This is a genomic window from Streptomyces novaecaesareae, from assembly GCF_000716875.1.
Classification (GTDB): Bacteria; Actinomycetota; Actinomycetes; order Streptomycetales; family Streptomycetaceae; genus Kitasatospora; species Kitasatospora novaecaesareae.
The window spans coordinates 1-17,697 of record NZ_JNWQ01000113.1 but is presented as its reverse complement, the minus strand read 5'-3'; the positions used below and the strand labels follow the sequence as shown (position 1 = coordinate 17,697).

The window sequence follows — 17,697 nt, the reverse complement described above, 5'->3', positions numbered from 1 at the left end:
CCGAGGGCTTCGAGGAGTTCCCCGGTGTCGGCCTCGGAGTTCGGCCGGGGGTTGGCGAGCAGGACGTCGTAAATGTCGTCCAGGCGGCGGGCGGTCTCGACGGCGGGGATGCCCAGGGCGGTGCACAGCGCGCGGGCGGCGCGCAGGGGCTCGCCGGTGCGGCGGGCGAGGGTGGCGTAGGCCTGGGCGGGGGTGACGGCGGTGTCGAGGAGGTGCCGGGCAGTGAGGGCAAGTCGCATCGGGGGTGCCTCCGTTCAGACCGCGATGGCAGCGGGGGCGACGAAGGCCCAGACGAACTTGCCGATACCGCCCATACGGGGGCAGCAACCCCAACGCTCGGCCAGCTCGTTGACGAGGAACAGCCCACGCCCGCACTCCTCGTCGGCGGAGACGACACGGACGGAGGGACGCCCGGAGCCCGCGTCGTGGACCTCGATCCGGAGACGGTCGCGGACGAGGGCGAAGCGCACTTCGATGTGCCGGTCGTCAGGGGCGTCGGAGTGCTGGACGGCGTTGGCGAACAGCTCGCCGAGGAGCAGCTCGGCGGTGTCGGCATAGCGGTCGCCGCAGGGGAGGCCGGCGAGGTAGGCACGGAGCAAGTACCGGGCCAGGGGCGTGGATTCGGTCTGCGAGTCGAGGCGGGCGGCGAACGTGCGGGGCCGGTAGGTCGTGAGCATGGTGAAGTACCTCAAGGGAGGATTGCGTGCGAGTGGATCTCCCCCAGGCCGAGGGAGCGGATGGCGCCGAGGTCGACTCGCCGCTCGGGGCGGGTCGCCCCGAGCGGCCGAAGCACCGCCCGCCTGAGCGTCACCTCCACGAATCGCGTTCCGGGTCTCGGGGTCCGCGCTTCGGGCATGGAAGTCTCCACAGGTTGCGCTGTGCTTCCGGCGAATCACCGGTTGTAGCCATGGTGGCGTGATGACCCCTACGATTGCCAGCGTCTTACCTTTGACAGCAATGTCATGTGAAGGAGCTGAAGGATCATGGCTGAAGCCGATGTTGACGCCCAGGCATCGCCACAAGTCCGCTTCGGTCAGGAACTTCGCAGGTCACGACGGGCCAAGCGCTGGTCGCAGACTGAGGCAGCCGGACATCTGGGGTACTCGGGCGCGCACATCTCATATGTCGAGAACGGGAAGCGTTCCCCAACACGTCCATTGGCTGTTAAGGCCGATGAGGTTTTCGGATCAGGCCAACGGTTCTACGAGTTGTGGCGGCGATTCAGCCGGGCGGCGCTCCTTGAGGGATTCGCCGAGTTTGCTGACGCCGAAGCTCGGTGCCGACGGCTGCGAACCGTCGGCTTGATCGTCGTTCCCGGCCTTCTCCAGACCCCCGCATATGCAAGGGCGTTGGCGCAGGCAGCTGTCAGGCGCGGTGCGATCACCCCGACCGAGGCCGATGAACGCATCGACTATCTGGCTCTGCGCCAGGAGATCCTCGGCCAGAAGAACCCGCCGGCGCTTCATGCGGTGATTGAGGAGGGGGTGCTGCTGCGCCCCGTTGGCGGCCCTCAGGTCATGGCCGAGCAGCTTCGGCACCTTGAGGACTTGGCCGAACGACCGAACGTCACCGTGCAGATAGCCCCGTTCAGCATGGGGGAGAACCTCTCGTTCACACTGCCGGTGGTTCTGCTGAACCTCCCCGACCACACGGTCGTGGGGTACGCGGAATCGACAGCGAGAGGCCATCTTGAGCGGTCGCGCGCAACAGTCGCGGGATGGGAGAGTGAGTACGATCAGCTGCTGGTGGAAGCGCTGCCGAAGGCCGCATCCCAGGCGATGATCCGCAGGGCTCGAAAGGAATTCCGATCATGACCGACCGCGTAGACCTGTCCGGTGCTTCATGGGCCAAGTCCTCGTACTCCAACAACGGCGGCGACTGCGTCGAGGTGGCTCCCGACTTCGCCGGCCTGGCCCCCGTCCGCGACTCGAAGGACCCCCAGGGGCCGGCTCTGGTCTTCCGGGCCGAGGCCTGGGCGTCGTTCGTCGCCGCTGTCCGCAGCGGCGAGTTCGGCGACGTCTGAGCGAAAGCCCCGAAGCGCAGGCCCGGACCGTGCGCGGTCCGGGCCTGCGGTCTGTTCCTTCCCGACTGCGGCAGGCTTGCATTGGCCCAGAGTTGGAAAGGCATGCTGGCGGCCTACTATCAGCTGCAAAACGCATGCCCTATCGCAGGCGGGACTCGGTGGCGATGATCCGCGAGTTACGGAGGCAACCATGACCCTCGACTGGTTCAAGTCCAGCTACAGCAGCAACGGCGGACAGTGCATCGAGGTATCAAACAGCGTGCCTGGCATCGTCCCCGTCCGCGATTCCAAGGACCCCGAGGACCCGGTGCTCGTTTTCTCAGGCTCGGCCTGGGAAGCCTTCGTCACGGCCGTCCGCATGGGCGACCTCCCGGCGTAAGGATCTCCAGGAGTTGGCCATGTCGATCTGGCGCAAGAGCTCGCACAGCGCTCAGCAGGGACAATGCGTCGAGGTGGCAATCGGGTCCTCCGGTCAGGTGCCGGTGCGCGACTCCAAGGACCCCCACGGCCAGGTGCTCGTCTTCCCCGCCGAGGCATGGCAGTCGTTCGTGGCTGCCGTCCGCTTCGGTGAGTTCGGCGACGTCTGACACACCTTGCCCGCGCGCGGCTGGACAGCGCGGCAATGATCCGGGAGGCACGAAAGGATTATGAACGGCATGCACGGTGACCGCCCGGCTGACGCCGCGTGGCGAAAGAGCTCCTACAGCAACGGGCAAGGCGGGTGTGTCGAGGTCGACGACTCGCGCCCTGGAACGGTGCGCGACTCCAAGGACCCCGACGGCCCGGTGCTCACCTTCCCCGCCTCCTCCTGGGGCGTCTTCATCGCCGCGATCCGGGCTGGCGACCTGCCGATCGAGGGCTGACCCGGAGTTCAACGACACAGGGGGGCGGGGCACCACTCGGTGCCCCGCTCCTGATGCTTCTCCCGCCGGCCTACTCGGCGTCAGTTCTTCCGGAAGATGATCCGCAAGGCCCGAAAGGAATTCCGATCATGACCGACCATGCAGACCTGTCCGGCGCTTCCTGGGTCAAGTCCTCGTACTCCAACAACGGCGGCAACTGCGTCGAGGTGGCTCCCGACTTCCCCGCTCTGGCCCCCGTCCGCGACTCGAAGAACCCCCAGGGGCCGGCTCTGGTCTTCCCAGCCGAGGCCTGGGCGTCGTTCCTCGCCGCCGTCCGCAGCGGCGAGTTCGGCGACCTCTGAACCGCAGCCGGCATCGGTCCCGGCAGCGGCCATTCGAGGTGTTGCTGGATGGCGCTCAACGCGTGATCTGAAGGAGGAACCGGCATGGCGATCGAGGCGGAGCTCAAGGCAGTCGTACGCAACCCCGAACACGTCCTCGCGCGGCTGGAGGAGCTGTACGGTGCCGGGCGCGCCGAGGTCTACCGTGACACCTACTACGACGCGCCGGACGGCAGCCTGACGGGCACCGACCGCGAGCTGCGGATCCGCACCGTCCACGGGCCCGACGACACCCGCACCGTGCTCACCTACAAGGGCGCCCGGGTCGACGAGGCGTCCGGGTCGAAGTGGGAGGCGGAGACGCGGGTTGAGGACTCCGAAGCGGCCCACGAGATCATCCGCGGCATCGGCTTCACCCCGCGCATCCGGTTCGAGAAGCGGTGCCGTAACTACGCCTTCGAGCGCGACGGCTGGCGCTTCCTGGCCACCCTCGTCCAGGTCCCCGAACTCGACGCGACGTTCGTCGAGGTCGAGACCGCCGCGGCCACTGCGGACAGCCTCCCAGCAGCACTGGACACCGTGCGGGCGGTACTGGCCGGCCTCGGGATCGGCGAGGACGACCTGACGACCGAGCTGTACACGGACGCGGTGGCCGCAGCCCGCACCTGACAGGTTCGGCGACGTGATGTGTGGACGGTCCCGACAGTGGAGGTGGTAGATCGTGCCCAGGCGTGACTACGAGGACGACCCGGACGCCCCCGAGGCGAACTCGCTGGTCCCGGCGGCGTCCGTCGTCGTGGTCGACGGTGCGGGCCGCGTCCTGCTCCAGCGCCGCACGGACAACGGGATGTGGGCCCTGCCTGGCGGCAGGATGGACATCGGTGAGTCGCTCGCCGGGTGCGGTATCCGCGAGACCCGCGAGGAGACCGGCATCGATGTCGAGATCACCGGGATCGTCGGCACCTACACCGACCCCGGCCATGTCTTCGCCTACGACGACGGCGAGGTCCGCCAGGAGTTCTCCATCTGCCTCCTCGGACGTCCGGTCGGCGGGGAGCTGCGGGTGTCCGACGAGTCCCACGAGGTGGCGTGGTTCACCCCGTCCGAAACGGACGGGCTGGCGATGGTGGCGAGCATCCGCAAGCGGCTGGCCGACTGGCGCTCCGGGGCGATCCCCGTTGTGCGCTAGCCGCCGTCAGTTGTCGCGAACGCCCCTTGTGTGCCTAATCGTTGGCTGCGTCACTGGAGATGATCCGCAAGCAAGGGATGAGAGGAACGTCATGATTCGCCCCCCTGTAGACCTGTCCGGCGCCGCATGGTTCAAGAGCAGTTACAGCAACAACGGCGGTACCTGCGTCGAGGTGGCTCCCGACTTCGCCGGCCTGGCCCCTGTCCGTGACTCGAAGGACCCCCAGGGTCCGGCTCTGGTCTTCCGGGCCGAGGCCTGGGCGTCGTTCGTCGCCGCTGTCCGCAGCGGCGAGTTCGGCGACGTCTGAACGACAGCCCCGAAGCGCAGGCCCGGACCGTGCGCGCTCCGGGCCTGCGGTCTGTTCCTGTGCTTGCGTTGGTCGAGAACTGGAGCGGCAAGCTGGCGGCCTGGGCTTGGGCCAAAGTGTCAGTGGGTAGAGAAGCCCGGACATGCGATCGACTCCAGGCCGACATCGTGCCGCAGGGCCGCATCGTTCCCATGATCAGCCAGGCGTGAAGGGACTCAGCATGAGCGAGAACGTTGACTTGACGGACGCGTCCTGGTTCAAGTCCTCGTACTCCAACAACGGCGGGTCCTGCGTCGAGGTGGCTCCCGACTTCCCCGGCCTGGCCCCCGTCCGCGACTCGAAGGACCCCCAGGGACCGGCCCTCGTCTTCCCGGCCGAGGCCTGGAAGTCGTTCGTCGCCGCCGTCCGCAGCGGCGAGTTCGGCGACGTCTGAACGACAGCCCCGAAGCGCAGGCCCGGACCGTGCGCGCTCCGGGCCTGCGCTCTGTTCCTGTGCTCGCAGGGTGAGGGCGGGTCAGACGCTGTACTTGTCGTGCGGGGTGCCACGCTCCCACACGGCCTCGAACGCGGCGGAGACGAGACGGACCGTCGCGGAGTCCTCGCAGAAGGCGAACCCGGGCTCGGCCCAGTCGCCGTACCCCGTGAAGAAGTGGAACAGCACCAGCGTGTCGTCGATCAGCCAGAAGTCGTTCCCCGGCAGCGCGATGTCCGACGCCTGGCTCCTCGGCAGCCACCGGACCAGTTCCCCGGCCGCCAGGTTCATCGGGGTGACCGCGTGCTCCCACCGGATGTAGTCGGTCACCGGCTCGGACACGATCCGGGCCCGCCGCATGACCACGCCACGACCGACCGTCTCGCGGACGAGTCCCAGCCACTCGGGCCACCACGACGCTTCGGGGTCCAGCTCGATCTCGCCGGTGCGGGCGAAGCCGTCGATCTCCTCGGCCTCGTCGCCCACGGCGTAGGCGTCACGCATCTCCAGGTGAACTGCGGTCCTGTGAGCGCTCCTCAGCAGCGCGGCGAAGTCGGGCACGTTCGACACGTTCGACAGCCTCCTTCAGGATCGGCACCATGCGGGCCGGGATACGGACGCACGAAAGGCCCCACCCGTCCAGACCGGCCAGTCCGGTAACCACATGGGGTGGCAGTTGTCGCGAACGCCCGTTGTGCGTCTGATCGTTGTGGTACGTTCCGTAATCCAACCGAAAACAGGCGACCCCGGCGATGCGCAAACATCCCGGGGTCAGGCACCAGGAGCGCTAACTCCCGATGCGAATCCATCGTACCGAACACGTACGTAACTTCACCGTGCTGCCCAACGGCATGCTGCAGTGCCGGCGGCTCTCCTACACCGCGCGCGGCCTGCTCGCGGACCTCCTGTCCCGCCCGGACGGCCGGCGCGAGGACGGGCGGCAGATGGCCGACACCAGCCCCCAGGGGCGCGGCGCGATCCGCAAGGCCCTGAAGGAGCTGACCGACGCCGGGTACTACCGGGTCGAGAAGATCCGCAGGCCCGACGGCACGATCCGCTCCGAGACCCACGTCTACGACACCCCGCAGCTCACGCCGCCGGGTGCCACCCGTCCGGTCCCCGGTGAAGCGGCCACCGGCGGTGCTGACGCCCTTTCAAAGGAACGGCAGCAAGAACCCTCCCTCCCCGGCGGGCAGCCCGTGGCGGCGGTGGACGAACAGCTCCGCGAGGCGGTCGCCACCCTGTTCCGGGTGATCCGCCCCGAGCCGCGGCTGCGCCTGGGCGAGGCCGAGGCGCGTGGACTCGCTCCCCTGGTCGCGCAGTGGCTGGAGCGCGGCAGCAGCCCGGCCGACCTCGCCCTGGCCCTGCTGCCGGGCCTGCCCGTCCCGGTGCACTGCGCCGCGTCGGTGCTCCGCTACCGCCTGGAGCACAAGATGCCGCCCGCCCCGCCTCCGGTGCGCCCCGCAGCGGCCCGGTACGCCGAGTGCGCCACGTGCCACGACCCGGTGCCCCAAGCGGGCATCTGCGGCCCCTGCGCGGGCCTCACGCCCCGGCCGGTCGCAGCCGCAGGCGACGGCACGGCCACCCGCACCGGCGCGGCCCGCGCCAGGGCGGCGCTGCGGGCCGCGAAGTCCGCAGGCCTGCACCTGGGCGGCCTTGCCGCCGCCTGATGTCGGCTGCCGTCCGGGGGGGTGTCCGGTACTGATTTCGGTACTGATCCAGGCTGCCGCGAGCGCGGTTTCGGGCGGAGGTACTGCCCGGCAGCGGTCAGGGGCATCGGCGGCTTTTGCGAGTTCCAGGCGGCAGGGAGACCCTGGAACTGGCGGGGCTGCTGCCCGGCGGTCGAAGGAGATGGGACGGATGCCGAGAGTATCGAAGGAGAGTGCCGCGCAGGTCGCCGATCACGGCATCGTGGAGGATCGCCACGAGGATGTCGACGGCTACACGGTCAACTTCGTGTCGTTTCGGGAAGACATCGATGGAACCCCGATGGTCAAGGGTCTGCCGGGTGACAGCTGCACCTGCCCGCACTGGGGGTATGTGCTCAAGGGCAGCGTGACGTACCGCTTCGCCGATCACGAGGAGGTCTTCGAGGCGGGCGACGCGTTCTACCTTCCGCCGGGCCACGTGCCGTTGGCGAAGGCCGGCAGCGAACTCGTCCAGTTCAGCCCCACCGAGGAACTGCGGGCGGTCGAGGCGGCGATGCTGAAGAACATGCAGGACATGCAGGGCACCTGAGCGAAACGCGGAACCCGGACTCGGCGTCCGGTCCGGCCGAGGTTGAGTGGAACAGCGCAGGTCCGTGCCGGGGCCCGTTCGGGCACGTGGGTGCCGGATCCGGACGCACGGGCGCCTCGACCCCGCCGCCTCCAATGAGGCGGCGGGGTGCGGGGGTTGGGGCCGGGCCTCAGGCCGGGTGCAGGCCCGGGTTGCCGGCTTCGGTGGCGAAGGCGCCGCCGACGCCGAGGATCTGACGGCTGGTCAGGCGGGGGGCGCAGGTCGTCGAGGTCAGGCCCCGGGGGCCTGCGCCCGCGGTTCGGGGCGGCGCGGCGGCAGCGGCCGGCGCCACAGGGCGTCCTTCCTCGTGGTGCTCGGGCCGCGCTGGTGCCGGTGCGGGCCTGCCCTCGAAGGTATGACGCCATGGTTATCGTGTCTGAGATCAATATCGCCATGGCGTAATGCCGTCACGGACCTGGGGACACCGGTGGACCTGAACACGCTCACGCAGTTCCTCGCCGTGGCGCGGCTGGAGCACCTGAGCCGCGCGGCTGCCGAACTGCGCGTCGCCCAGCCGTCGTTGAGCCGCAGCATCGCCCGCCTGGAGGCCGAGCTGGGCACCCCGCTCTTCGACCGGGGCGGGCGGCTGCGCCTCAACGAGGCCGGCCGGATCTTCCGCGGCCACGTGGAGCGCTCGCTCGGCGAGCTGGAGGCCGGGCGGCGCGCGGTGGCCGAGGCCGCCGGGCAGGGCTTCGGCACGGTACGGCTGGCCTCGGAGACCTTCCTGGCCTTCAGCGGGCCGCTGGCGGCGTTCAAGCAGGCCCACCCCGGCGTGGAGATCGAACTGCACCAGCTGTCCGCCGAGGAGATGGCCCGCCGGCTGCGGGCCCGGGACATCGACCTCGCCGTCGCCTCCCAGCCGATCACCGCCGAGGGCCTGGAGTGCGTCCTGCTGCTCGACGAGGAGGTCGGCCTGGCGCTGTGCCCCGACCACCCGCTGGCCGGGCGCGCCCGGGTGAGCGTCGAGGACATCGCCGACCAGCCCTTCATCGCCGCCCGCCCCGGGCACTGGCAGCGCCGCCTGCTGGAGCGGCTCTTCGCCGCCCGGGGCCTGGTGCCCAGGATCGTCTGCGAGGGCGACGAGGCCGCCAGCATCGCGGAGCTGATCAGCGCGGGGCTGGGCATCGGCCTGGTCCCCGCCATCGCCCGGCGCACCGCCACCCGCCTGCCGCTGGTCTGGGCCGGCGTCGACGCCCCCGGCTGCCGGCGCACCCTGACCCTGTACTGGAACGGCGGCGACCGCCTGCCGGCCCCGGCCCGCCTGCTGCGCGAGGCCGTCGCCGCCTGGGACTGGGAGACGGGCGGGCGGGCCTGACGCCGCGGCGGGCCTTGGGCGCGGCGGTGGGCGGGGGAGTTGAAGACGGGCCCTACAGCTTCGCGGCGGTCTACGGCTTGGCAGAAGAGAAGGCGTCGCACTGGGCGAGGGCGCCGCTATGGTAGCCGGCGGCGAACCAGGCCAGGTCATCTTGTCGCCAGAGCATTGACATCCTCTCCGCCCTAAGGGACGGAGATTCCCGCCTGAGCCGCCGTTGGTCGGCGGCCCTTCGAGTGGGTTCCTGCTTCACCGCGCTGCGCCGGAACACGTTCCGGTCTTACCTGCGCTCCACAGGCTGACACCGCCAGTCCGGCGGCCTTGGCGACGTTGACCGCCGCGTTCACATCCCGATCGAGGACGGCCCCGCACGCCCCGCACGCCCACTCCCGAACGTGCAGGGGCTTCGGGCCGTCCTTGACACCGCAGTTCGAACAGACCTGAGAGGTCGGCTCGAAACGGCCGATGCGAAGGAAGGCACGCCCGTACCGGGCGGCCTTGTACTCCAGCATCGCCACGAACGCCGACCATCCGGCGTCGTGCACGGACTTGGCCATGCGCGTGCGCGCGAGCCCCTTCACCGCCAGGTCCTCCACAGCGACCGCTTGGCTATCGCGGATCAGCTCGGTGGAGAGCCGGTGGTGGAACCCACGCCGCGCATCGGCCACCCGGCCATGGGCACGGGCGACCTTGATACGGGCCTTGTCCCGGTTCTTCGATTCCTTCGCCTTGCGGCTCATAGCCCGCTGTGCGCGCTTGAGCTTCTTCTCGGCGCGGCGCAGGAACCTCGGGCTGTCGATCTTCCGGCCGTCCGAGAGGACAGCGAAGTGGGTCAGGCCCAGGTCGATGCCGACCACAGTGTCCGTCTCGGGCATTCGCCCGAGGTCGGCGGCCGGGTCGGTCTCGACCACGAAGGAGGCGAAGTACCGCCCGGCGGCGTCCTTGACCACCGTCACCGTGGACGGCACCGACGGCAGTTGCCGGGACCACTTCACCCGCACATCGCCGATCTTCGGCAGGCGCAGCTTCCCGCCGTCGGTGATCCTCCACCCCGCGTTGGCGGTAAAGCGGACCGCCTGCCGGCTGTCCCTGCGGGACTTGAACCGGGGCGCGCCCATCATCGGGCGCTTGCCCTTCAAGCCGCCGAAGAAGTTCCGGTAGGCGGTGTCCAGGTCCCGCAACGACTGCTGCAGCACCACCGACGACACCTCACCGAGCCACACACGCTCAGGTGTCCTCTTCACGACGGTGAGCCACTTGGACAGTTCGCCGGAGGTGACGAACGGCAGCCCCGCCGCTCGGGCGTCCTCACGGACACGCAAGGCGTCGTTGAAGACAACCCGAGCACACCCGAACGCCTTCGCCAACGAGATGCGCTGACCGGGGCTCGGGTACACACGAAAGTTGTACCGAAGCTGCACGACGGTCAACCTACCCGCTGTCACTGACAACGCTCCGCGCTGCGGGCCGTACCGGCCAACCCAGCCCTGAAGAACCGGACATGCACCGGATTCGCTCGGCTGCGGCCCACCCGGCCACGGTCAGCGGGGCCCGGCACGGCGGGACCGGGGGCCGAGGACCGGCGGGGCTCAGGCGGGGGTGGGGGTCTGGGCGCCGACGACGCGCAGCAGTTCCAGGCGGGAGGCGGACTCGCTGCCGGGCGCGGCGGTGTGGACGAGCAGCAGTTGGTCCTGGCCGCCGGCGGCCAGGACCTCGCACTCCAGCTCCAGCGGCCCCACCACCGGGTGGAGTACCCGTTTGCGGCCGCTGCGGCGCTGTGCGACCTCGTGGCGCTCCCAGTAGGAGGCGAACTCGCCTCCGCCTGCGAGGAGTTGTTCCAGGAGTTCGGCGGCGCGCCGGTCGCCGGGGCGGGCGGAGCGGGCGGCGCGCAGGTTCGCCACGTGTGCGCGGGCGAGGTCCTCGTGGTCCTCGGGCGGGAAGAGCTGCCGGGCTGCGGGCTCGGTGAACCAGCGCAGCAGCAGGTTGCGCCGCTGCGGCGCCAGTGCGCCGAGGTCGCCGAAGAGGGCGGCGGCCATCGGGTTCTGCGCGAGGACGTCCCCGAGGTCGGAGACGACCTGGGCGGGTGTGTCGTGCAGGCGGTCCAGGATCAGCAGCAGTCCGGGGCGCACGTGGCCCAGCGGCCCGTGCCGGCGCGGCGGTTCGTGCCCGGCGAGGCGGAAGAGGTGGTCGCGCTCGTCCTCGCTCAGCCGCAGTGCCCGGGCCAGCGCGGCGAGCAGCTGCGGTGAGGGCTGCGGCCCGCGCCGTTGTTCCAGCCGCGCGTAGTAGTCCACCGACAGCCCCGCCACCTGGGCGACTTCCTCGCGCCGCAGGCCGGGGGTGCGCCGGCGCGCCCCGGGCGGCAGGCCCAGGTCGGCGGGGGTGAGGCGGGCCCGGGTGCGGGTGAGGAAGTCGGCCAGTGCCGCTCGGTCGATCATGCCGCCAGCATCTCCCGGCGGGGCGGGCCGTATCCAGGGATCGGTGGTCCCTGGATCGGGAGGTCTCTGCCGCGCCGGGTGCGGGGCGGTCAGGGTGGCGGATGTCGCAGGACATCAACTTCCCTGGAGGAGACGGGCAATGACGGAGACGGCGCAGACGGCGAAGACGGCGCAGACGGCGCAGACGGCGCAGACGGCGCAGACGGCGAGGATCCTGGTGACGGGCGCGACCGGTTCGGTGGGGAGCCGGCTGGTGCCGCGGCTGGTGCGGTGGGCCGGGGAGCAGGGCTCCTCGGTGCGGGTGCTGGTGCGGGATGCGGGCAAGGCGCAGGCGCTGGCGGAGCTGGGGGTGGAGGTGGTGGCCGGTGACCTGTGCGAGGCGGCGGACCGGGCCCGGGCGCTGGAGGGGGCCGATGTGGTGCTGAACGTGGCGGCGGCGCTGCGCGGGGTGGCGGACGAGACGGCGTGGGCGGTCAACCGGGACGCGGCGGTGGCGCTGGGCCGGGAGGCGGCCAAGGCCGGGGTGGAGCGGTTCGTCCACACCAGCACCAACCTGGTGTACGGGCGGGGGCTGGGGCGCCCCGCGGTGGAGGGCGACCGGCTCGCGCCGGATCCGGCGTGGGGGGTGTACGCGGCGTCCAAGGCGCAGGCGGAGGCGGGGCTGCGGGCGCTGGGGGACGAACTGCCGCTGGTGGTGGTGCGGTTGGCGTTCGTCTACGGGCAGGGTGATCCGCATCTGGCGCAGTCGCTGCACTGGGCCGCGCACTGGCCCGCGCACCAGCGCCTGGCGGTGGTGCACCACGCGGACGTGGCGCGGGCGCTGTGGCGGGCGGCGAGCGTGCCCGGGATCGGGGGCCGCACGTACAACGTGGGCGACGACGCGCCGTTGACGGCCTGGGACCTGCATGCGCTCAACGGGCGGGTGCACCCGGGGAGTTCGCCGGACGCACCGTTCGACCCGTGGGAGGGGCAGGTGTCCACGGCGGCGGCGCGCCGGGAGCTGGGCTGGCGGCCGCTGTACCCGTCGGCGTGGGCGGCGGCCGAGGCCGGGGCGCTGTGACGGGCCCGGCCCCGGGCGCCCGGCCCCGCCCTGGGAGGGCGGGGCCGGGCAGCCGGCTCAGCCGGCGTTCACCGGCGGGGCCGGGCGGCGGGCTCAGCCGGCGTTCACCGGTGCGGGGGCGTAGCCGGCCGGGCGGGTGGTGAAGGTGCCGCGGCCCTGGGTGCGGCTGCGCAGGCGGCTGGCGTAGCCGAACAGTTCGGCCAGCGGCACCAGCGCGCTCACCTGGGCGCTCGCCTGCGTACCGGTGCCGTGTCCGGGTGTGGTGGCCCGGACGTGGCCGCGGCGGGCGGCGAGGTCGCCCAGGACGGTGCCGAGCGCGTCCTCGGGCACGGTGACCGTCACCTCCGCGACCGGTTCCAGCAGCCGCATCCGCGAGGCCCGCAGTGCCTCGCGCACGCCGAGGCGGGCGGCGGTGCGGAAGGCGAGCTCGGAGGAGTCCTTGGGGTGGGTGGCTCCGTCGGTGAGGGTGACGGCGACGCCGGTGACGGGGTGGGCGCCGAGCGGCCCCTCGGCGAGGGCGTCGCGGCAGCCGGCCTCGACGGCCTGCACGTACTCGCGCGGCACCCGGCCGCCGGTGACGGTCGAGGCGAACGCGAACTCCCCGTCGCTGCCCTGCGGCAGCGGCTGGACGTCCAGGACGAGGTGGGCGAACTGGCCCGCGCCGCCGTCCTGTTTGGCGTGCCGGTACACGAAGCCGGTGACGCCCTCGACCAGGGCCTCGCGCAGCGCGACCATCGGTGCTCCGGTGACCGCCTCGATGCCGCTGTCGCGGCGCACCCTCTCCACCGCCACCTCCAGGTGCAGCTCGCCCAGGCCCGACAGGGTGCGCTGGCCGCTCTCGGGGTCGGTGGCCAGGCGCAGCGAGGGGTCCTCCTCGGCCAGGCGGGCCAGGGCGGCGGCGAGTTTGTCGGTGTCGGCACTGCGGCGGGCCTCGACGGCGACGGTGACGACCGGTTCGGCGCTCACGGGTGCCTCCAGGAGGATGGGGTGGTCGGGGTCGCACAGGGTGGCGCCGACGCGGGCGGCCTTGGGGCCGATGACGGCGACGATGTCGCCGGCGCGGGCGTGGTCGGTCTCGGTGTGGCTGTCGGCCATCACGCGCAGGATGCGGGCGATGCGTTCGGTGCGGCCGGTGGCGGCGTCGAGGACGGTCGCGCCCTTGTGCAGGGTGCCGGCGTACAGGCGCAGGTAGGTCAGGCGGCCGGTGGGGGCCGCGACGACCTTGAACGCCAGGGCGGTCAGGGGCTGTTCGGGGTCGGGGTCGCGCTGCTGGGTGCGGTCGGTGGTCCCGTCGGCGGTCCCGTTCGCGGTCCCGTTCGCGGTCCCGTTCGCGGCCCGCACGGGTGGGACGTCGAGCGGGGAGGGCAGGTAGGCGACGGCGGCGTCCAGGAGCGGTTCGATGCCGCGGTTGCGGTAGGCGGAGCCGCACAGCACCACCACGGCCTCGCCGGTGCGGGTGAGTTCGCGCAGGGCGGTGGCCAGGGTGGCGGCGGTGACGGTGCCGTGGGTGCAGAACTCCTCCAGGGCTTCGGGGTTCAGTTCGGCGACGGCCTCCTCCAGGGCGCGCCGGCGCCGGGCGGCCGTTTCGGCGAGGTGGGCGGGCACCGGGCCCTCGGCGGCCGGGGTGCCGTCGTCGTGCCAGGTCAGGGCCCGCAGGCGCAGCAGGTCAACGACGCCGGTGAACGAGTCCTCGGTGCCGACGGGGAGTTGGACAGGCAGCGGGCGCGGGTGCAGGCGCTCGCGGATGGAGGCGACGGCGGCGTCCAGGTCGGCGCCGGCGCGGTCGAGCTTGTTGACGAACGCGATGCGGGGCACGCCGTGGCGTTCGGCCTGGCGCCACACGGACTCGCTCTGCGGCTCGACGCCGGCGACCGCGTCGAAGACCGCGATGGCGCCGTCCAGGACGCGCAGCGAGCGTTCGACCTCGTCGGCGAAGTCGACGTGGCCGGGGGTGTCGATGAGGTTGATCCGGTGCCCGGCCCATGCGCAGCTGACGGCGGCGGCGAAGATGGTGATGCCGCGGTCGCGTTCCTGGGAGTCGAAGTCGGTGACGGTGGTGCCGTCGTGGACCTCGCCGCGCTTGTGGGTGATGCCGGTGAGGTAGAGGATCCGTTCGGTGACGGTGGTCTTGCCGGCGTCGACGTGGGCGAGGATGCCGAGGTTGCGGACGGCGGAAATGCTGGTGGTGGCGCTGGTGGTGGCGCTGGTGGTGGTGCTGGTGGTGGTGCTGGTGGTGGTGCTGGTGGTGGTGCGCATGGCCCGGGTGCCTTTCGAGGCAGTTTTCTACGGGGTTGGCGCGCGATTTCGCCGGTGCTGACGATCAGCCGGATGTGTTGGTGTGCACGGCCCTTCGGGCCAACGGCGTCAGGCAGCACTGCTCCGGTGCCGGCCGCGCAGCGGGCACCGGAAGGGCGGGGACACCAGGATCACCTCGTACCGCGACGCGGGAGAGGGGGCGGCGGCGCTCTGCTTCGGCACGGCCGCTCACCCCCTCTCTCGTCTCGTTCGTCGTTCGTCGGCACGGTGGCCGCGCACGGTGGGGCGCGGCTGCGTTGGCGAGTGTAGGGAAGGCGGGCCCGGCGGGGCGACGGGTTTTACGGCGCCGGGTTTTACGGCGCCGGGTTTTACGGCGCCGGGTTTTACGGCGCCGGGTTTTACGGCGCCGGGTTTTACGGCGCCGTGAAGCGCAGCACGGGCTCGGACCAGCCGTCGTCGGCGACGCCGGCGTCGAGGGCGGCGGCGATGGCCCGTTCCTCGTAGCCGAAGTGGGACTCCATGATGGCGGCCAGGCCGTCGAGTTCGCGCCCGATCGTCTCCGGGTCGGCATCCTGTGATCCGGTGGCGGCCTGCTGGGCGAGGTCGCGGACGCGGGTGAGGATGGCGGCGATGAAGCCGTGGTCCTCGACGAGTTTGGCGATGGTCGGCGCCAAGTCCGGGTGTTCGTGCAGGAGTTGGGCGAAGAGGCCGTCGTCCTCGCCCTGGTGGTGGTTGGTCAGGGCGGTGCAGAAGGCCAGGCAGTGGGTGAGGAGCGTGTCGTCGTCCGGGCGGCGGCCGAGGTTGGTGCGCACGTCGGTGAGGCGGCGTCGCAAGTCCTGGTGGGCGCGGGAGAGTTGAAGACTGAGGGCGGCCGTACGGCCGTTGTCGGGGGAGGCCAACGGGTGGCGGGTCCCTTCGGTTCCGCACCTCCATGCCTGACGCAGTCCGTCACCGGCACGCGATGCCGGCGCCAGCAGATCACGCGGACCGGTCACGGGGCAAGCGCGCTCCCCTTGGCCTGGGCAGGGTCCGCGGCCCGGGCAGGGTCCGCGGCCCGGGCAGGGTCCGCGGCCCGGGCGGGCTCGGCGGCCCCGGGATGCGCGGCCCCGGGATGCGCGGCCCCGGGATGCGCGGCCCGGGCGGGCTCGGCGGCCCCGGGATGCGCGGCCCCGGGATGCGCGGCCCGGCGGCGGGGCAGGCCGAGGAGGATCCCGGCCGTCACCAGCGCCAGGCCCGCCCCCTGGCGCGCCCCGAAGGCGTCCCCGTCCAGCACGGTGCCCAGCAGCACGCCGGCCAGCGGGTTGAGCAGTCCGAGCAGGCCCACCGTGCCGGCCGGCAGGTGGCGCAGCCCGGCGAACCAGCAGGTGAAGGCGAGTGCGGTGGCGATCAGGGTGGTGTAGCCGAAGGCGAGCAGGGTGGGGGTGTCCATCGGCGGGGGCGCGCCCTCGGCGGCGGCGGCCAGGGGCAGCAGCATCAGGCCGCCGGCGGTCAGCTGCCAGGAGGCGGCGGCCAGCGGGTCGGCGCCCTCGCGCCAGCGGGCGGCGAGCACGTAGCCGACGGAGGAGACCAGCATCGCGGCCGCCGAGGCCGCCAGGCCCCGCCAGCCGATCGCGCCGCCCGTGCCGAGCAGGGTCAGTGCGACCCCGGCCAGGCCCACCACCGCCCCGGCCAGGTGGGCGCGGTGCGGGCGCCGGTGGGCCAGTGCCCAGGCGGTGAGGAGCATCGCGAGCGGGGAGGCGGCCATGACGGTGGCGGCGGCGCTGGTGGGCAGCAGCTGGGAGGCGAGGTAGAGCAGGACGAAGAAGACGGCGGTGTTGAGCAGGCCGAGCAGCGCGCTGCGCCACCACCAGGGGCCGTGCGGGCGGCGGCGGGCCAGGGCGAGCAGCAGCAGGCCGGCGGGCAGGGCGCGCAGCACCGCGCCCCACAGCGGGTGGTCGGCGGGCAGGTAGGCGTGGGTGATGTGGTAGTTGGCGCCCCAGGCGAGCGGGGCGAGGGCGGTCGGCAGCACCCAGCGCGCATTGGCTTCCATGGAAGACAATATAGCTTCCCAGGAAGCTACCCGCGCTAGACTGGGCGCCATGGAGCACTCCGAGCAGCCCCCCGAGCAGCCCCCGGGCCGGCACGGCGACCACGTCGCCCAGATCCAGGCCGCATGGCGGCGCGAACGTCCCGACCTCGACGTCTCCCCGCTGGCCGTCATCGGCCGCCTGCACCGCCTCGCCGCCCGCCTGAGCGCCGAACTCACCCTCCTCTACCAGCGCTACGGCCTGGGCGAAGGCGAGTTCGACGTGCTCGCCGCGCTGCGCCGCGCCGGCGCCCCGTACGAGCGGGCCCCGGGCGAGCTGGCCGCCCACACCATGGTCACCACCGGCGCGATGACCAAGCGGATCGACCGCCTGGAACGCGCCGGGCTGGTCACCCGCCGCCTTGCCGAGGACGACCGGCGCGGGCGCGTGGTCGCCCTCACCGACGCCGGCCGGCACCTGATCGACGAGGCGTTCACCGCCCACATCCGCAACGAACACCGCCTGCTCGCCCACCTGGCCCCCGAGGAGGCCGCAGCCCTGCAGGCCCTGCTCACCGCCTGGCAGGAGCGCCTGGACGGCGCGACGCCGACATCCGCCTGACCACCGTCCGCGCCCACCGCCCCGGGGCCGACGACAATGTGACCCATGACCGGCACACCGCCCCCCGACTCCCCGCCGCCCTCCCCCGTGCCCCCGCCCGGCTGGGAGAACCCCGCCGTCCGGGCCGACCGGCGCCTGGTGGAGCTGCTGCAGGAACTGCGGGTGCTGCAGACCGGCGTGCAGATCGTCTTCGCCTTCCTCCTCGGCGTCGCCTTCACCCCGCGCTTTTCCGAACTCACCGACGCCCAGCAGGACATCTACGTCGCCACCCTGCTGCTGAGCGTCGTCGCCGCCACCGTCCTGGCCACCCCCGTCGCCCTGCACCGCGGCCTGTTCCGCCACCCCGGCAAGGCCCGCATCGTCGACGTCTCCGCCCGCATCGCCCAGGCGGGCCTGCTGCTGCTCGCCTGCGCGCTGACCGGCGCCGTGCTGCTGGTCCTGGACGTCGTCCTGGGTGCGGCCGTCGCGGTACCGATCACCTGCGTCATCGCGCTGATCTTCGCCACACTGTGGTTCGTCCTGCCCTGGGCCGTGCGCCGCGCCGCCACCCGCGACG

Annotated in this window: 25 protein-coding genes; 16 read left to right on the top strand and 9 right to left on the bottom strand. The window is 72.2% G+C overall.

Features of this window, described 5'->3' with window-relative positions; translation table 11 throughout:
• Positions 1 to 239: hypothetical protein (locus OP86_RS29795; RefSeq protein WP_033333972.1), on the bottom strand; the 239-nt coding region annotated here is incomplete at its 3' end.
• A 15-nt stretch (positions 240 to 254) separates the two neighbouring features.
• Positions 255 to 677: an ATP-binding protein gene (locus OP86_RS29790; protein ID WP_078653672.1), complete on the bottom strand. Its 423-nt coding sequence runs from the start codon at positions 675 to 677 to the stop codon at positions 255 to 257.
• A gap of 306 nt (positions 678 to 983) precedes the next feature.
• Here OP86_RS29790 and OP86_RS29785 point away from each other — a divergent pair, with 306 nt between their 5' ends.
• The 10 genes from OP86_RS29785 (at position 984) to OP86_RS29740 (ending at position 5,135) form a co-directional block, all read left to right on the top strand.
• Positions 984 to 1,814, top strand: a complete 831-nt coding sequence (locus OP86_RS29785) for a helix-turn-helix domain-containing protein (protein ID WP_030061750.1) — start codon at positions 984 to 986, stop codon at positions 1,812 to 1,814.
• Positions 1,811 to 2,023, top strand: coding sequence for a DUF397 domain-containing protein (locus OP86_RS29780; RefSeq protein ID WP_033333970.1), 213 nt, complete (start codon positions 1,811 to 1,813; stop codon positions 2,021 to 2,023). Before OP86_RS29785 ends, OP86_RS29780 begins: the two co-directional genes overlap by 4 nt.
• A 190-nt stretch (positions 2,024 to 2,213) precedes the next feature.
• A complete protein-coding gene (locus tag OP86_RS29775; protein ID WP_030061749.1) occupies positions 2,214 to 2,402 on the top strand; it encodes a DUF397 domain-containing protein in 189 nt (62 codons plus the stop codon).
• A 19-nt stretch (positions 2,403 to 2,421) separates the two neighbouring features.
• The gene (locus OP86_RS29770; protein WP_030061748.1) at positions 2,422 to 2,610 is read left to right on the top strand and encodes a DUF397 domain-containing protein; all 189 of its coding nucleotides are present in this window, start codon (positions 2,422 to 2,424) and stop codon (positions 2,608 to 2,610) included.
• Positions 2,611 to 2,679: 69 nt separating this feature from the next.
• Positions 2,680 to 2,886, top strand: coding sequence for a DUF397 domain-containing protein (locus OP86_RS29765; protein WP_033333987.1), 207 nt, complete (start codon positions 2,680 to 2,682; stop codon positions 2,884 to 2,886).
• A gap of 128 nt (positions 2,887 to 3,014) precedes the next feature.
• Positions 3,015 to 3,227: a DUF397 domain-containing protein gene (locus OP86_RS29760; protein WP_030061746.1), complete on the top strand. Its 213-nt coding sequence runs from the start codon at positions 3,015 to 3,017 to the stop codon at positions 3,225 to 3,227.
• 84 nt (positions 3,228 to 3,311) lie between these two features.
• Positions 3,312 to 3,875, top strand: a complete 564-nt coding sequence (gene cyaB, locus OP86_RS29755; protein ID WP_030061745.1) for a class IV adenylate cyclase — start codon at positions 3,312 to 3,314, stop codon at positions 3,873 to 3,875.
• A gap of 52 nt (positions 3,876 to 3,927) precedes the next feature.
• Positions 3,928 to 4,395 carry an NUDIX hydrolase gene (locus OP86_RS29750; RefSeq protein WP_030061744.1) on the top strand — a complete coding sequence of 156 codons (468 nt, stop codon included), beginning with the start codon at positions 3,928 to 3,930 and terminating at the stop codon, positions 4,393 to 4,395.
• Between the two features lie 91 nt (positions 4,396 to 4,486).
• Positions 4,487 to 4,702, top strand: a complete 216-nt coding sequence (locus tag OP86_RS29745; protein ID WP_033333967.1) for a DUF397 domain-containing protein — start codon at positions 4,487 to 4,489, stop codon at positions 4,700 to 4,702.
• Positions 4,703 to 4,922: 220 nt separating this feature from the next.
• Positions 4,923 to 5,135, top strand: a complete 213-nt coding sequence (locus OP86_RS29740) for a DUF397 domain-containing protein (protein ID WP_078653671.1) — start codon at positions 4,923 to 4,925, stop codon at positions 5,133 to 5,135.
• A gap of 81 nt (positions 5,136 to 5,216) precedes the next feature.
• On the opposite strand, the gene OP86_RS29735 is transcribed toward OP86_RS29740, so the two are convergent.
• Positions 5,217 to 5,753 (bottom strand): DUF6879 family protein, encoded by a 537-nt coding sequence (locus OP86_RS29735; RefSeq protein ID WP_030061743.1) that lies wholly within the window; start codon positions 5,751 to 5,753, stop codon positions 5,217 to 5,219.
• 218 nt (positions 5,754 to 5,971) lie between these two features.
• Between OP86_RS29735 and OP86_RS29730 the strand changes: the two genes are divergently transcribed.
• Together OP86_RS29730 and OP86_RS29725 are read left to right on the top strand one after the other, a co-directional pair.
• Positions 5,972 to 6,844 (top strand): hypothetical protein, encoded by an 873-nt coding sequence (locus tag OP86_RS29730; RefSeq protein ID WP_078653670.1) that lies wholly within the window; start codon positions 5,972 to 5,974, stop codon positions 6,842 to 6,844.
• A gap of 190 nt (positions 6,845 to 7,034) precedes the next feature.
• Positions 7,035 to 7,412, top strand: a complete 378-nt coding sequence (locus OP86_RS29725) for an AraC family ligand binding domain-containing protein (protein WP_033333963.1) — start codon at positions 7,035 to 7,037, stop codon at positions 7,410 to 7,412.
• Between the two features lie 169 nt (positions 7,413 to 7,581).
• Here OP86_RS29725 and OP86_RS36965 read toward each other — a convergent pair whose 3' ends face one another.
• Positions 7,582 to 7,743 carry a hypothetical protein gene (locus OP86_RS36965; protein WP_157849876.1) on the bottom strand — a complete coding sequence of 54 codons (162 nt, stop codon included), beginning with the start codon at positions 7,741 to 7,743 and terminating at the stop codon, positions 7,582 to 7,584.
• 135 nt (positions 7,744 to 7,878) lie between these two features.
• On the opposite strand from OP86_RS36965, the gene OP86_RS29720 reads away from it, so the two are divergent.
• The gene (locus tag OP86_RS29720) at positions 7,879 to 8,766 is read left to right on the top strand and encodes a LysR family transcriptional regulator (protein ID WP_033333962.1); all 888 of its coding nucleotides are present in this window, start codon (positions 7,879 to 7,881) and stop codon (positions 8,764 to 8,766) included.
• Positions 8,767 to 8,948: 182 nt separating this feature from the next.
• On the opposite strand, the gene OP86_RS29715 is transcribed toward OP86_RS29720, so the two are convergent.
• Positions 8,949 to 10,184, bottom strand: coding sequence for an RNA-guided endonuclease InsQ/TnpB family protein (locus OP86_RS29715; protein ID WP_033333982.1), 1,236 nt, complete (start codon positions 10,182 to 10,184; stop codon positions 8,949 to 8,951).
• 168 nt (positions 10,185 to 10,352) lie between these two features.
• Positions 10,353 to 11,195: a helix-turn-helix transcriptional regulator gene (locus OP86_RS29710; RefSeq protein ID WP_030061738.1), complete on the bottom strand. Its 843-nt coding sequence runs from the start codon at positions 11,193 to 11,195 to the stop codon at positions 10,353 to 10,355.
• Between the two features lie 142 nt (positions 11,196 to 11,337).
• Between OP86_RS29710 and OP86_RS29705 the strand changes: the two genes are divergently transcribed.
• Positions 11,338 to 12,258, top strand: coding sequence for an NAD-dependent epimerase/dehydratase family protein (locus OP86_RS29705; protein ID WP_078653669.1), 921 nt, complete (start codon positions 11,338 to 11,340; stop codon positions 12,256 to 12,258).
• 93 nt (positions 12,259 to 12,351) lie between these two features.
• Here OP86_RS29705 and fusA read toward each other — a convergent pair whose 3' ends face one another.
• The 3 genes from fusA to OP86_RS29690 form a co-directional block, all read right to left on the bottom strand.
• Positions 12,352 to 14,514, bottom strand: coding sequence for an elongation factor G (gene fusA, locus OP86_RS29700; protein ID WP_078653668.1), 2,163 nt, complete (start codon positions 14,512 to 14,514; stop codon positions 12,352 to 12,354).
• Between the two features lie 413 nt (positions 14,515 to 14,927).
• Positions 14,928 to 15,413, bottom strand: coding sequence for a hemerythrin domain-containing protein (locus tag OP86_RS29695; RefSeq protein ID WP_030061734.1), 486 nt, complete (start codon positions 15,411 to 15,413; stop codon positions 14,928 to 14,930).
• Positions 15,414 to 15,505: 92 nt separating this feature from the next.
• Positions 15,506 to 16,543: a DMT family transporter gene (locus OP86_RS29690; protein WP_078653667.1), complete on the bottom strand. Its 1,038-nt coding sequence runs from the start codon at positions 16,541 to 16,543 to the stop codon at positions 15,506 to 15,508.
• 49 nt (positions 16,544 to 16,592) lie between these two features.
• Here OP86_RS29690 and OP86_RS29685 point away from each other — a divergent pair, with 49 nt between their 5' ends.
• Together OP86_RS29685 and OP86_RS29680 are read left to right on the top strand one after the other, a co-directional pair.
• Positions 16,593 to 17,141, top strand: a complete 549-nt coding sequence (locus OP86_RS29685) for a MarR family winged helix-turn-helix transcriptional regulator (RefSeq protein WP_030061731.1) — start codon at positions 16,593 to 16,595, stop codon at positions 17,139 to 17,141.
• Positions 17,142 to 17,186: 45 nt separating this feature from the next.
• Positions 17,187 to 17,697 (top strand): DUF6328 family protein (locus OP86_RS29680; RefSeq protein WP_063832484.1); only part of this gene is annotated, 511 nt, incomplete at its 3' end.

What these genes read in the sequence shown, in the direction of transcription:
- OP86_RS29790 (WP_078653672.1), bottom strand. Translation starts at nt 677, where the DNA reads ATGCTCACGACCTACCGGCCCCGCACGTTCGCCGCCCGCCTCGACTCG.
- OP86_RS29760 (WP_030061746.1), top strand. Translation starts at nt 3,015, where the DNA reads ATGACCGACCATGCAGACCTGTCCGGCGCTTCCTGGGTCAAGTCCTCG.
- cyaB (WP_030061745.1), top strand. Translation starts at nt 3,312, where the DNA reads ATGGCGATCGAGGCGGAGCTCAAGGCAGTCGTACGCAACCCCGAACAC.
- OP86_RS29745 (WP_033333967.1), top strand. Translation starts at nt 4,487, where the DNA reads ATGATTCGCCCCCCTGTAGACCTGTCCGGCGCCGCATGGTTCAAGAGC.
- OP86_RS29685 (WP_030061731.1), top strand. Translation starts at nt 16,593, where the DNA reads ATGGAGCACTCCGAGCAGCCCCCCGAGCAGCCCCCGGGCCGGCACGGC.
- OP86_RS29690 (WP_078653667.1), bottom strand. Translation starts at nt 16,543, where the DNA reads ATGGAAGCCAATGCGCGCTGGGTGCTGCCGACCGCCCTCGCCCCGCTC.
- OP86_RS29780 (WP_033333970.1), top strand. Translation starts at nt 1,811, where the DNA reads ATGACCGACCGCGTAGACCTGTCCGGTGCTTCATGGGCCAAGTCCTCG.
- OP86_RS29705 (WP_078653669.1), top strand. Translation starts at nt 11,338, where the DNA reads ATGACGGAGACGGCGCAGACGGCGAAGACGGCGCAGACGGCGCAGACG.
- OP86_RS29785 (WP_030061750.1), top strand. Translation starts at nt 984, where the DNA reads ATGGCTGAAGCCGATGTTGACGCCCAGGCATCGCCACAAGTCCGCTTC.
- OP86_RS29725 (WP_033333963.1), top strand. Translation starts at nt 7,035, where the DNA reads ATGCCGAGAGTATCGAAGGAGAGTGCCGCGCAGGTCGCCGATCACGGC.
- OP86_RS29775 (WP_030061749.1), top strand. Translation starts at nt 2,214, where the DNA reads ATGACCCTCGACTGGTTCAAGTCCAGCTACAGCAGCAACGGCGGACAG.
- OP86_RS29765 (WP_033333987.1), top strand. Translation starts at nt 2,680, where the DNA reads ATGCACGGTGACCGCCCGGCTGACGCCGCGTGGCGAAAGAGCTCCTAC.
- OP86_RS29770 (WP_030061748.1), top strand. Translation starts at nt 2,422, where the DNA reads ATGTCGATCTGGCGCAAGAGCTCGCACAGCGCTCAGCAGGGACAATGC.
- OP86_RS29730 (WP_078653670.1), top strand. Translation starts at nt 5,972, where the DNA reads ATGCGAATCCATCGTACCGAACACGTACGTAACTTCACCGTGCTGCCC.
- fusA (WP_078653668.1), bottom strand. Translation starts at nt 14,514, where the DNA reads ATGCGCACCACCACCAGCACCACCACCAGCACCACCACCAGCACCACC.
- OP86_RS29740 (WP_078653671.1), top strand. Translation starts at nt 4,923, where the DNA reads ATGAGCGAGAACGTTGACTTGACGGACGCGTCCTGGTTCAAGTCCTCG.